Annotated in this window: 9 protein-coding genes and 3 tRNA genes; 5 read left to right on the top strand and 7 right to left on the bottom strand. The window is 68.6% G+C overall.

Translation table 11 applies throughout. The features are described 5' to 3' along the window. Positions 1-105 precede the first annotated feature (105 nt). Together hpt and tilS are read right to left on the bottom strand one after the other, a co-directional pair. The gene (gene hpt, locus ITJ49_RS02745; protein WP_055964472.1) at positions 106-657 is read right to left on the bottom strand and encodes a hypoxanthine phosphoribosyltransferase; all 552 of its coding nucleotides are present in this window, start codon (positions 655-657) and stop codon (positions 106-108) included. A 19-nt stretch (positions 658-676) separates the two neighbouring features. Further along, positions 677-1,789 (bottom strand): tRNA lysidine(34) synthetase TilS, encoded by a 1,113-nt coding sequence (gene tilS, locus ITJ49_RS02750; RefSeq protein ID WP_194601054.1) that lies wholly within the window; start codon positions 1,787-1,789, stop codon positions 677-679. Between the two features lie 55 nt (positions 1,790-1,844). Between tilS and ITJ49_RS02755 the strand changes: the two genes are divergently transcribed. Continuing rightward, a complete protein-coding gene (locus tag ITJ49_RS02755) occupies positions 1,845-2,348 on the top strand; it encodes an inorganic diphosphatase (protein ID WP_055964466.1) in 504 nt (167 codons plus the stop codon). A gap of 113 nt (positions 2,349-2,461) precedes the next feature. On the opposite strand, the gene ITJ49_RS18040 is transcribed toward ITJ49_RS02755, so the two are convergent. Both ITJ49_RS18040 and ITJ49_RS02765 read right to left on the bottom strand, forming a co-directional pair. Further along, a complete protein-coding gene (locus ITJ49_RS18040; protein ID WP_194601056.1) occupies positions 2,462-3,946 on the bottom strand; it encodes a C40 family peptidase in 1,485 nt (494 codons plus the stop codon). Positions 3,947-3,977: 31 nt separating this feature from the next. Then, on the bottom strand, positions 3,978-5,270 hold the full coding sequence (locus ITJ49_RS02765) for a M23 family metallopeptidase (protein WP_228513896.1): 1,293 nt from the start codon (positions 5,268-5,270) through the stop codon (positions 3,978-3,980). 362 nt (positions 5,271-5,632) lie between these two features. Here ITJ49_RS02765 and ITJ49_RS02770 point away from each other — a divergent pair. The 3 genes from ITJ49_RS02770 (at position 5,633) to ITJ49_RS02780 (ending at position 5,934) form a co-directional block, all read left to right on the top strand. Further along, positions 5,633-5,705 (top strand) — tRNA-Glu (locus tag ITJ49_RS02770). 78 nt (positions 5,706-5,783) lie between these two features. Continuing rightward, positions 5,784-5,860, top strand: a tRNA-Asp gene (locus ITJ49_RS02775). Position 5,861: 1 nt separating this feature from the next. Further along, positions 5,862-5,934 (top strand) — tRNA-Phe (locus ITJ49_RS02780). A 361-nt stretch (positions 5,935-6,295) separates the two neighbouring features. Here ITJ49_RS02780 and rocD read toward each other — a convergent pair. Together rocD and ddaH are read right to left on the bottom strand one after the other, a co-directional pair. Then, the gene (gene rocD, locus ITJ49_RS02785) at positions 6,296-7,555 is read right to left on the bottom strand and encodes an ornithine--oxo-acid transaminase (RefSeq protein ID WP_194601060.1); all 1,260 of its coding nucleotides are present in this window, start codon (positions 7,553-7,555) and stop codon (positions 6,296-6,298) included. Next, on the bottom strand, positions 7,552-8,343 hold the full coding sequence (ddaH, locus tag ITJ49_RS02790) for a dimethylargininase (RefSeq protein ID WP_194601420.1): 792 nt from the start codon (positions 8,341-8,343) through the stop codon (positions 7,552-7,554). The genes rocD and ddaH overlap by 4 nt, the downstream gene beginning before the upstream one ends. A gap of 172 nt (positions 8,344-8,515) precedes the next feature. On the opposite strand from ddaH, the gene ITJ49_RS02795 reads away from it, so the two are divergent. Beyond that, positions 8,516-8,953: an Lrp/AsnC family transcriptional regulator gene (locus ITJ49_RS02795; protein ID WP_055964454.1), complete on the top strand. Its 438-nt coding sequence runs from the start codon at positions 8,516-8,518 to the stop codon at positions 8,951-8,953. Between the two features lie 10 nt (positions 8,954-8,963). On the opposite strand, the gene ITJ49_RS02800 is transcribed toward ITJ49_RS02795, so the two are convergent. Continuing rightward, positions 8,964-12,605, bottom strand: coding sequence for a proline dehydrogenase family protein (locus tag ITJ49_RS02800; RefSeq protein WP_194601062.1), 3,642 nt, complete (start codon positions 12,603-12,605; stop codon positions 8,964-8,966). Between the last annotated feature and the right edge of the window lie 25 nt (positions 12,606-12,630).

Consider the following 12,630-nt stretch of genomic DNA (forward strand, 5'->3'; position numbering starts at 1 on the left):
TAATGCGCGGCGCCAGGGAGCGGTCCGCGCATCGCGGGTCGCAGCAGCGGACGACCGAGGCTCGCACGAGGTCCGCTGCCGCGACCCGCGTCGCGCCAGAAAGAATCAGCTGTAGACGTGCGGGGCGAGGATGCCGATCGCCCGAAGGTTCCGGTACCGCTCGTCGAAGTCGAGGCCGTAGCCGACCACGAACTCGTTCGGAATCTCGAAGCCCGCGTACTTCACGTCGACCTCGACCTTGGCCGCTTCCGGCTTGCGCAGAAGCGCGAAGATCTCGACGCTCGCCGCCCCGCGACCGCGGAGGTTGGCGAGCAGCCACGACAGCGTGAGCCCGGAGTCGATGATGTCTTCGACGATGATGACGTCGCGCCCGTGCAGGTCGGCGTCGAGGTCTTTCAGGATGCGCACCACGCCCGACGACTTCGTGCCCGACCCGTACGACGAGACGGCCATCCAGTCCATCGTCGCCGGGATGCGCAGTTCGCGAGCGAAGTCGGCCATGACCATGACCGCGCCCTTCAGCACGCCGACGAGCAGCGGGTCGCGCCCCTGGTAGTCGTGCTCGACCTGGCGCGCCACCTCGGCGATCTTCGCGAGGATCTGCTCCTCCGTGTAGAGGATCGAGGTGAGGTCGCCCTCGATGTCGCTGGTCTCCATGAGGAACGGTGCTTTCGTGTCAGGGGTGGTTCTGGCGGTCCGCGGCGGCCTCGAAATGCAGGACTCCACCGCTCCTCACCACTGTAATGCCCGGCAGCGAGACGGGACCCTGGCCGTGCCAGTCGGTGACCAGGCGTGCCACCTCGAGGGTCTGGGCCCGACTCAGGGTCACGTCGAACTCGCTCGAGACGGCGAGCCGGATCAGTCGCTGCCGCAGCGCCGCCGGGTTCGCCCGCAGCCCCGAGACGCTCAGCGAGATACCCGCCTCGGCATGGTCGGCCAGATCTTCCGCCTGCTCCTCGGCCATGTGGTCGAGGGCCGCACTGTCTTCGCGGAGCTGATCGGCCGTCCGGGCGAGGGCCTCGGCGACACCCGGCCCCAGCTCCCGCTCCAGCAGCGGCAGCACGGTGGTGCGAATGCGCACGCGAGAGAACGCAGGATCCGAGTTGTGCGGGTCGATCCACGGGGTCAGCCCCGAATCCGCGCAGAAGGCCTCGGTCGACTCGCGTCGCAGACCGAGCAGCGGGCGCGCATACAGTCCGGCGCGAGGCTCCATGCCCTGGAGACTCAAAGGCCCCGATCCCCGAGCCAGCCCGAGCAGTACCGTCTCGGCCTGATCGTCGAGCGTGTGGCCGAGCAGCACTGCACGCGAACCCGTCTCCCGCGCGACCTCGGCGAGCGCCGCGTACCGCGCCGTGCGCGCCGCGGCCTCGGGCCCACCCTCGGTACCGACGACCACGCGCCGCACGATCACGGGTGACAGCCCGAGCGCTTCCGCCTGGGCTGCGGCCGCGGCGGCCACCTCGGCGGAACCGGGCTGGAGGCCGTGGTCGATCACGACCGCACCCGCGCGCAGACCTCCGTCGAGGGTCGAAAGGCCGCCGCCCGCGCCGCGCTCCTTCGACGTGGAGCCGACGCGCGGCGCCTCGAACGCCGTAGCGGCCGCGAGGGCAAGCGAATCGGGGCCGCCGCTGAGAGCGACGAGCACATCGGCCGAGGCGCCGGTTGTTGCCGGCGCGGCCGACGGATCCTTCGCTTCGGATCTGGGGCCGGCGGCGATCTCGGCGAGCGCCTCACGGACGGCACGGCGGACATCGGCAATGGCGGGAGTCAGGCGAGGTCGGGACGGCACCTTGTAACGTTATTGCAGGCGTGCCATCGCCTTCCCCACTTATCTAGGAGTAGCCATGACCGCGTATGACGTCGTCGTCGAAATCCCCAAAGGATCCCGCAACAAGTACGAGGTAGACCACGAGACCGGTCGCGTCTACCTCGACCGCGTGCTCTTCACCGCGTTCGTCTACCCGACCGACTACGGCTACTTCGAGAACACGCTCGGCCTCGACGGCGACCCCGTCGACGCGCTCGTGCTGCTCGAGTACCCCGTGTTCCCGGGCGTCGGCGTCTCGGTGCGTCCCGTCGGCGTGTTCAACATGAGCGACGAGGCCGGCTCTGACGCGAAGGTGCTCGTCGTGCCCGCGAAAGATCCGCGCTGGGCGCACATCCAAGACATCGACGACGTGCCCGAGCAGACCCGCGCCGAGATCGCGCACTTCTTCGAGCGCTACAAAGACCTCGAGCCCAACAAGTGGGTCAAGGCCGACGGCTGGGGCGATGCCGCTGAGGCCGAGGCCATCGTCGAGGCCGGTTTCAAGAAGTACGAAGAAGAGGGCGCCGGCTCGGGTCACTAGACCCCTCAGATCGGCCTGAACCCGCACGTTCGGCGTAGACACCTGCCCTAGGGCTGGTGTTTATGCCGGGCGTGCGGGTTTTGTCATGCTGGGCGCGGCGAGGGGGGTGCGGCTCAGCCGACGGGGCGACCCACGTACGAGAGCTGGAAGTAGCGCACCGCCACGATCCGCACCTTCGCGCTGGGGTTCGGTGCCTCGAGCATCTGACCGCCGCCGATGTACATGGCGTCGTGGTACATGCCGTCGGTGCCGTTGTAGTAGAAGAGGATGTCGCCGGCCTTCATCGACCCGATCGACACGAGTCGGCCCTGACCGTTGAGGTAGTCGTACTGCCAGCGCACGGAGTGCCCGCCGATGTAGACGCCGGCGGCGTTGTACGAGCCCATCATCAGGCCGGAGCAGTCCCAGACGTCGGGGCCGGCGCCGCCCCACACGTACGTCTTACCGAGCTGGGCCTTGGCGAACGCCATCGCTGTCGTCACGGCCGCGGGCGTTCCGCTCGACGCCGGCGGGGTGGGCTTGGGTGCCGGGGCCGGTGCAGGGGCGGGCGCGGGCGCCGGTTTGCCCGACGCAGGCGCGGGCTTCTTCGTCGGCGTGGTGCTCCCGCCGGTGCTGCCCGACGACGAACCCGAGCCTGAAGAGCCAGAGCCCGAAGAGCCAGAGCCCGACCCAGACCCCGAACCAGAACCAGAACCAGAACCCGAGGATCCGGCGCCCGACACCGCCGACCCGCTGCCGCCCGCGCTCGACCCCGCTGAGCCCGATCCCGACCCCGACCCCGACCCCGACCCCGACCCCGTGCTACTGCCCGTGGCGGACCCGGCCGGGCTCGCATCCGCGATGGTGCCCGCGGCCTTGCCCGCGTAGTACTTCTTCTGAACGGCCGCGGTGGTGCCCTTGAGGAAGGCCACCTGCTCGATCAGCTGGTCTTGATTCTTCTCTTGCGTGGCGACAGCCGCAGCCGCCGTCGAGGCCAGGGAATTGGCCCGCTCGAGAGCTGCCGAAGCCGCGGCCTTCCGGTCGGCCAGAGCCTTCTCGGCGGCGCCGGCCTGATCGCTGAGCGACGCCGCGACGTTTTCGTCTTGTTTCGCCTGCTTGAGGAGGCCGCTCGTGCGCGAGGTGAGGCTGGTCATCGCGCCGAGCTGGTAAAGCAGGTCGCCGGCCCTGTCGGACTCGGTGAGCATGGTGACGGTGAGCTGGCCACCGCCCGCGTGCGAGAGCTCGGCGACGAGCTGCCCGACCTGCTGCTGCGACTTCGTCGCGGTGGAGGCAGCGGCCTTCTGCTGTTTTTTCAGCCCGGCCAGGGTCTGCGCGGCCTTCTGCTCGGCCAGCGAGGCGATCTGGTACCGCTCACCCGCTCCGAGAGCGCTGTCGTTCGCCGAGGACGATCGCTGCTGCAGCGTGGTGATGGCACCGTCGAGCTCAGCGACCGCTTTGGCAGCCTTAGCCTCGTGGCCCTTGGCGGCCTGCACCTCTGACCACGACGGGTACGGCGAAGCTTGTGCCGGAGTGGCCACTCCGAGGGCGGAGGAGGTGACGACGCCGGTGCAGACGGCGAGAACGAGGAGCACACCCAGTGTGCGACGCGGGGGCGTCACAGAGCGATCGATCTGGGTGTGCGGGGTCTCATTACAGAGTCACTCCTCGTGCGGCCATGAAGGGGACGGCGTCTTGCGCCACCGTGTTGACGCGGGTCTCGAAGTGGAGGTGGCATCCGGTCGACCAGCCGGTCGAACCGACCTGCGCGATGATCTGCCCGGCCGTCACGGTCTGACCGACCGAGACGTGGATGCCTCCGTCGACGATGTGGCCGTAGCCGGTGTTGATGCCGTCACCGTTGTCGAGCAGCACGAAGTTGCCGTAGCCGCCGTAGGGGCCCGCGTAGATGACCGTGCCGGCGTGGGCGGCGTAGATGTTCGACCCGCACGAGGCGCCGAGGTCGGTGCCGGCGTGCAGCTGGTAGATGCCGATCGCCGGGTCGAGGCGGTAGCCGAAGCCGCTGGTGATGTAGCCGCCGGCGGGGCGAGTCCAGCCCTGTGCGTTGGCGACGCCGGTGGCACCGCTGGCCTTGGCTGCCGCGGCCGCGGTCCTCGCCTGAGCCGCAGCGATCTTCGCCTTGCGGATCTTCTCACCCTTGTTGTACTTAGTCTGCGTGAGCACACGATCGGCCTTGATCGACGCAAGCTGCGCCTCGAGGCGAGAGGCGTTGGCCGATTGCTCGTCGACAGCCGCCTGCGCCTCTTCGGTGGCCGCCTGGGCCGTCTCGAGGGCGGCGTCGGCCTTCGCCTTGAGATCGCCGAGGGCTTTGGTCGCGACTGTCGCCTGATCGGTGAGGCCCTGCGCGGTGTTGCGGTCTTGGACGGCCTGCGAGTAGATGCCGTTGGCCTGCTCGGTGAGCTTGCTCATGGCCCCGAGCTTGTAGAGCAGGTTGCTGGCTTTGCCGGGGTTCGCGATGAGGTCGGACGAGATGTCGTTCGAGCCGGATCGCCCGAGCTGCGCCGCCAGCTGACCAGCTCGCGTCTCACTCGACTTCGCGACCCGATCGGCCGAGTCGGCCTTCGCCTGAAGCTTGGATCGGATGTCTTCCTGGTTGTCGTAGGCGAGCTGAGCCTTTTGCAGCTCGTCGCCCTTCTCGGCCTGGACGGCCTGCTTGGCCTTCACATCGGCGTCGAGCGAGACGAGAAGCGCCCGGATCGACTTCACCTCGCGGTTCTTCACCGCCTGGTTCTGCACGGCCACCTGCACGTCGTGCCACGAGGGGTACTTCGTCGCCGCACTCGCCTCGAGGGGAGTGCCCAGCACGGCACCGGCGGCGAGAAGGGCGCCCACCGCGAGCATGGCCACGGGGCCTCGCGCGCGCGATCGACTCCGACGCGGCCCTGTGGGGCGAGCGGTGCGAGAGGAGCGGAAGAAGAGAGTCATTGTTCCCGAATCGTCGTCACGGTGAGGTCGGAACCCGCGAGTCACACCGTCAACACGAGCAACAGTAGCAACGCAGGGTCTGCCGCCCAAGGGTCGAAACGACCCTCAGAGCGGCACAGCAACCGACCGGGCTCCCCGTCGGAAAGCCTCGATTACTGCATGAAGCTAATGCTGGCACGGGTTGCCGGGGGTGCACCCGGTCGGAGTGGCGCATCTGTGGACAAATCGGACGTCCCCCCAACTGGGGAGACGAGGGGCCCAGGATCCGACGGTGCGTCAGACCCGGATCCTCACGATTTTGCATTTCCGGTCTCGATCCGTATGCTTGTCCCTCGGTTGCTGGAATGCCTTCAAGCCTTCACGGCCCCATCGTTTAGTGGCCTAGGACACCGCCCTTTCACGGCGGCAGCACGGGTTCGAATCCCGTTGGGGTCACAAGGCAGTAGTATCGAAGACAACGCTGAAGCAAGTCGCAGCACCGCAACAAACACAGATTCATCAGCAACATCGTTTGGCCCTGTAGCGCAGTTGGTTAGCGCGCCGCCCTGTCACGGCGGAGGTCGCCGGTTCAAGTCCGGTCAGGGTCGCCAAGGCTGGGTAGCTCAGTTGGTAGAGCGTTCGACTGAAAATCGAAAGGTCCGCGGATCGATGCCGCGTCCAGCCACGTGCTAGTCATCACGACTCGCAGAAGCACAGAAAAGCCGCCCCCTGAGGGCGGTTTTTCGGTTAACCCCTGCCCCGCCCGCCAGTTTCCGGCAATGGCACCGCCTTTCGACGGTGTTTTCGCCGAAACGTGGTGCCACAAGCGCCGCAGGGCATTTATGCCTCAGGCATGTATACTTCAGATGCCGGTGTGAGGGTCGCTGAGCAGGCGGGAGGCTGGGTACGGCCGGCCTCCCGCCCCCGCCTACCTGCCGGCACCAACCGGCGCCGGCCAGCCCGGGTTGCCTCCCGAGTGCCGCCCACGCCCGCGGCGACGAGGCATTTGGCGGCACGCGGCAGCGCAGCACGCGGCACCGCAAGCGTCAGCGCAGCTCGTCCAAGACGGCCGCGAGCTGCTCCACTGCCCAGTCGAGCTCCTCGCCCGTCACCACCAGCGGCGGCGCGAGGCGAATCGTCGACCCGTGCGTGTCCTTGGCCAGGACGCCGCGACGCATGAGCCCTTCGCAGACCTCGCGCCCCGTGCCGATTGCGGGGTCGATGTCGATACCCGCCCAGAGCCCCGCCGTGCGAATGGCGACCACGCCGCGACCGAGGAGGCCGTCGAGCGACTCTCGCAGCCGCGCACCGAGCACCGACGCACGCTCCTGGAACTCCCCCGTCGACAGCATCGAGACGACCTCGCGGCCCACCGCAGCGGCCAACGGGTTGCCTCCGAACGTCGACCCGTGTTCGCCGGGCCGGATCACGCCGACCACCGCAGCGTCGCCGACGACGGCGCTGACCGGAACGATCCCGCCGCCGAGCGCCTTGCCGAGCAGGTACAGGTCGGGCACGACGCCGCTCAGGTCGGAGCTGACAGTGGTGCCGGTGCGGCCGAGCCCCGACTGGATCTCGTCGGCGATCATGAGCACGTTGCGAGCCGAGGTGAGCTCGCGCACCGCCGGCAGGTACTCTGCCGGCGGGATGACGACTCCGGCCTCGCCCTGGATCGGCTCCAGCAGCACGGCGACTGTGTCGTCGTCGATGGCTGCGGCGAGCGCGTCGACGTCGCCGTACGGCACCGAGACGAACCCGGGGGTGTACGGGCCAAAGTCGGCGCGGGCCTCCGGGTCGCCCGAGAAGCTGATGATCGTCGTCGTGCGGCCGTGGAAGTTGCCGTCCATCACGATGATCTTCGCGCGACCGTCTGCCACTCCCTTGACACGGTAGCCCCAGGCCCGCGCGATCTTGATCGCCGACTCGACGGCCTCGGCGCCGGTGTTCATCGGCAAGACCATCTCTTTGCCGAGAAGGGTGCCGAGCTCGGCGGCGAACGGCCCCAGCTGGTCGTTGTGGAACGCCCGGCTCGTGAGCGTCACCCGGTCGAGCTGCGCCCGGGCGGCCTCGATCAGCCGCGGGTTGCCGTGCCCGAAGTTGACGGCCGAATACGCCGCCAGGCAGTCGAGGTAGCGATTGCCCTCAATATCGGTCACCCAGGCGCCGTCACCCGAAGCGACCACGACGGGCAGCGGGTGATAGTTGTGGGCGAGCGTGCGCTCCTCGACCTCGATGGCGGCTGACGACGAGCCCGACGACGGGAGAGCAGAGGATCCGGCCGAAGCCGCTCCGGTTGACGTCGTCATCGCCGCAGCTCGAGCGTGCAGCACTTCACGCCGCCGCCGCCGAGCAGCAGCTCGGAGAGGTCGACGCCGATGGGGTTGTAGCCGCGCTCGCGCAGCTGCTTCTCGAAGCCCTTGGCGCGGGCGGCGATCACGACGTTGTAGCCGTCGCTGTACGAGTTAAGACCGAGGATTGCGGCGTCTTCTTCGCTGACGAGGATCGCGTCGGGGTAGCGCTCGCGCAGAATGGCCAGCGAGGGCTCGTCGAAGGCGCTCTCGAGGTAGGCGATGTTGTTGTGGCCGTCGACGGGCTCGGGGTCGAGCACGGCGATCGCCGTGTCGAGGTGGTAGAAGCTGGGGTTGATGAGTTTCAGCGTGATGACGGGCCGACCGAAGATGGCCGCCAGTTCTTCGTGCGACGTCGAGTCGCTGCGGAAGCCGGTGCCGGCGAGGATCACGTCGCCGACGAGGAGGAAGTCGCCCTCGCCCTCGTTGATCTGCTCGGGCGCTTTGACGTCGTAGCCGTTGGAGCCGAACCACTCCATGTAGGCGGGGCCCTCGGGCTGGCGCTCGGGGTAGGTGAAGCTGGCCCCGTAGGCCTTGCCGTCGAGCACGAAGCCGCCGTTGGCCGAGTAGACCATGTCGGGCAGGCCGTCGATCGGGTCGATCAGCTCGACGTCGAAGCCGAGGCCGACGTAGGTGTCGTAGAGCGTCTGCCACTGGGCGACGGCCTTCGAGGTGTCGGTGGGGTCTTCCGGGTGCATCCACGGGTTGATGCGGTAGCTCACGGTGAAGAAGTCCGGTCGGCACATCAGGATGGTTCGGTGGGACGCGACGCGCGTCGGGACGGTGGTCTGCTGGGAATCGGTGTCGATGCTCACGCTTGCCAGTGTCACACGTCAATCGCGCATGCTGGAAGCGTTACACGCAACTTTCCTGCAGGATCCCCCGGCTCGCGCAATAAAAGACCGGTACAGTCGCGACGTGGACAATCTCGACTTCAGCATCATCGACCTGCTCCGTCAGAACGCCCGCGCCGGCTACGGCGACATCGGCGCGGTGGTCGGTCTCAGTGCCTCAGCTGTCAAGCGGCGGGTGGATCGCATGGTCGGCGACGGGGTCATTCGCGGGTTCACCGTTCAGGTCGACCCGGCCGTCGACGGGTTGGCGACGGAGGCCTATGTCGAGTTGTTCTGCCGGGGAACGGTGTCTCCTGCAGAGTTGCAGCGGATCCTGAGCACTGTTCCCGAAGTCGTCGATGCTGGAACGGTGACGGGCAGCGCCGACGCGATCGTGCACATGCGGTCGCGCGACATTCCGTCACTGGAGGGCGCGCTCGAGCGGGTGCGGAACGCGCCGAACGTCGATCACACGCGAAGCGCCATCGTGCTGTCGAAACTGATCAACCGGCAGCCCGCCTAGTCGGCACTGCCTAGAAGCGCAGTCGCTCCAACGCCGGCACCGGATTGCCGAACCGGTGCGCAGTCAGCGAGATCGCCTGCTCCCGGAGGAACGGCAGCAGCTCGACCCGCCCCGCTTCGGTCACCTCGCCGGCGTAGATCGCGACATCGAGGCTGCCCTCGACCGCTCGCGCCAGCGCCGACGCGTCGCCCCCGATGAGGCGGATGCGGACTCCGCGGTACGTCGACGGGCCCGGGCCGTCGAGCCTCGACGACGGGTCTCGGGCCAGAAGTGCCGCTCGGTCGAGCGAGACGGTGTTCTGCATGCCGAGCTGGATCAGACCGGAGTCTTGGGTGGCCCGCTCGATCAGGGCGAGGTCGTCGTCGACGGGTTCGTCGGGTGCGCCCTGGAGGAGGCCCGCCGCGGCTCGCGCGAGCCAGAGCCCCTCGTTCTCGACGGTGATGTCGTCGACCCGCACCGGCGTCGAGTTGGATCGCAGCAGCTGCACGAGCGTCGACGGCAGGGGCTGGGCCGTGCTGATGGTGAGGGCCGAACCCGAGACCGCCGCGGCGATGACGACGCGGACGAGGTCGGCCATTCGAGCACCCGTCGACAGCCGCACGATGACCGGCACCGGCAGGTACCTCAGCACGTTGCGCTCGACGCCGAGGGCGGAGACGTCGCTCGGGACGGCGAAGCGCTCACGCCAGGCCCGGAGGTCGGAGGCCGCGGCGGAGCGAACGAAGTCGAACTCTTCGAACGAGAGCACCGAGCGGGTGGCCTCGATGATCTCGACTCCGACGCCCGGAACCCCGTCGAGGCTGATCGACGCGGCCGGCTCGCGTGCGACGCGCTTCCAGTCGGTGAGGGCGGCCACGTGGTTCGGGCCCCCGGCTTTCGCCCCGGTGCCGACCGACGAGCGCTTCCAGCCGCCGAAGGGCTGTCGGCGAACGACGGCCCCGGTCGTGCCGCGATTGACGTACAGGTTGCCGGCCTGCACGCGGCTCGACCAGATGGCGATCTCGTCGGGGTCGAGCGACTGCAGACCGGCGGTGAGGCCGTACTCGACCGCGTTCTGCCACTCGATGGCCTGCTCGAGCGTCTCGGCGCGCATGATGCCGATCACGGGGCCGAAGTACTCGGTGAGGTGGAACTCGCTGCCCGGCCGGACACCCTCGCGGATGCCGGGGCTCCAGAGCACGCCGGTCTCGTCGAGGGATTTCGGGGCAAGGATCCAGGACTCGCCTGCCGACAGCACGCCGAGGCCTCGTGCGAGCTTGCCCTCCGGCGGGTCGATCAGCGGGCCCATCCTCGTCGTCGCCACGTCGGGGTAGCCGACCCGGATGCTCTCGACGGCGTCGATCAGCTGACGCCGGAAGCGGGCGCTCTCGCCCACGGAGCCGACGAGGATCACCAGGGAGGCCGCGGAGCACTTCTGGCCCGCATGCCCGAAGGCGCTCGAGACGATGTCGGCCACGGCGAGGTCGAGGTCTGCCGTCGGCGTGACCACGATCGCGTTCTTTCCGCTGGTCTCGGCGTTGACCGGCAGATCGGCCCGCCAGGAGCGGAAGGTGGCGGCGGTCTCGAAAGAGCCGGTGAGGAGAACTCGGTCGACGGCGGGGTGGGCGATGAGATCGCGACCGAGGGCCTCCTCGTCGAGGTCGACGAGGGCGAGCAGAGAACGGGGCACGCCCGCCTTCCAGAGGATCTCGGCCACGACGGCCGCGGAGCGATGAGCCTGGGGTGCTGGCTTCAGGATCACCCCGCTGCCGGCCGCGAGGGCGGCGAGGATCCCGCCCACCGGAATCGAGACCGGGAAGTTCCAGGGCGGGGCGACCACGGTGACCCGCGGCGGGACGGCGATCGCGCCGTCGACGAGGTCGAGTTCGCGAGCCAGCTCGGCGTAGTAGTGGGCGAAGTCGATCGCCTCGGTGACTTCGGGGTCGCCCTCCGCCATCGTCTTGCCGGTCTCGCTCGCCATGACCTCGATCAACTCGGCACGGTGGGCCGCCAGGGCCATTCCGGCCAGGTCGAGCAACTCGGCGCGCGTCGACCCGTCTTCACGGCCCCACTTCACCCCGGCCTCAGCCACGCGCGCAATGACCTCTTCGAGGGCGCTGGCGTCGTCGATCCAGGATTCGTCTATCGTCTCGACTCCGAGCTCGGAGGTGCCGGCGCGACGGAGGAGGCGACGGGCCCAGGTGCGATTGGCCTCGAGCGAGGCGTCGGTGTCGCTGCTGTTCGAGAATCCGCCGGTCGTCAACGCCGCCGGAGCCGTCTCGGAAGCGAGACGCCGCGAGCGGTCTTGACGACGGTTCGGCCGGGGCACCCGGTCGTCGAGCGCCTCGAGCGAGGCGAGGAAGCGCGATTTCTCCCGGTCGAAGACCTCTGGGTCGGTTGCCAGGTCGAAGGCTCCCGAGAGGAAGTTGTCGGGTGACGCGCTTTCTTCGAGGCGCCGCACCAGGTAGCTGATGGCGGAGTCGAACTCGCGCGGGTGGACGACGGGCGTGTAGAGCAGGAGCTCCCCCACGTCGGCCCGGACGGCCGCGGCCTGAGCCGTCGTCATGCCGAGCAGCATCTCGAAGTCGACGCGGTTCGTCACCATGCGCGCTTTGGCGAGGTTCCAGGCGTAGGCGACGTCGAAGAGGTTGTGCCCCGCGACGCCGATCTTGACGACGGCCGCATTGTCGAACGTCAGCGCCCAGTTGAGCAGGCGCTTGTAGTTGGTGTCGGTCTCGACCTTTGACGACCAGGTCGCGAGCGGCCAGCCGTGCACCGCGGCGTCGACCCGCTCCATCGCGAGGTTCGCCCCCTTGACGATCCTGACTTTGATCGGGGCGCCGCCGCGCGAGACCCGACTGCGCGACCAGTCCGTCAGCAGCTGAAGAGAGGCGAGGGCATCGGGCAGGTAGGCCTGGAGCACGATACCGGCCTCGAGACCGAGCATCTCGGGGCTGTCGAGGATCCTGGTGAAGACATCGATGGTGAGATCGAGGTCGTGGTACTCCTCCATGTCGAGGTTGATGAACTTCGGAGTGGGTGAGGCCACGGCGAGCTCGTAGAGCGGACGAAGGCGATCGACGAGGCGGTCACTCGTCTCTTCGAACGCCCAGAGCGAGAGCTGGCTGGCGACGGCACTGACCTTGATCGACACGTAGTCGACGTCGTCGCGTTCGAGAAGATCGCGGGTGCCCTGGAGGCGGCGATCCGCCTCGGCCTCGCCGAGCACGGCCTCGCCGAGGAGGTTGAGGTTCAGCCGCGACCCGTCGGCCCGCAACTTCGTGAGCGCGGAGCCGAGCCTCGACGGTGTCGCGTCGACGATCAGGTGCTCGACCATCTTGCGGAGGGCCCGCCGGGCCAACGGCACGGTCGGCCACGCGGCGCCGGATGCGAGACCGCCACCCGCCGAGAACGCCGCGCGGAGGTGCCAGGGCAGGAACTTCGGGATCGAGTGGCTCAGCTCTTCGAGACTGCGGGCAGCCACGGTGAGGTCTTCGGGGCGGACAACTCGGTCGACGAAATCGAGGGTGAAATCGAGGCCCTCGCGATTGCGCAGCACGCCGGCGAGCCGAGCCGCCGACGGGTCGATCTTGACCTCGGACGACGCCTCGAGCCAGCGCCGAACGGTCTCGACGGTCTCGGAGGCGAGGTCAGTGGTGCGCACGTCGGACATGATTCGAGGATATGCCGCACCCCCG

It is taken from the genome of Frondihabitans sp. VKM Ac-2883 (genome assembly GCF_015350875.1).
Classification (GTDB): domain Bacteria; phylum Actinomycetota; class Actinomycetes; order Actinomycetales; family Microbacteriaceae; genus Frondihabitans.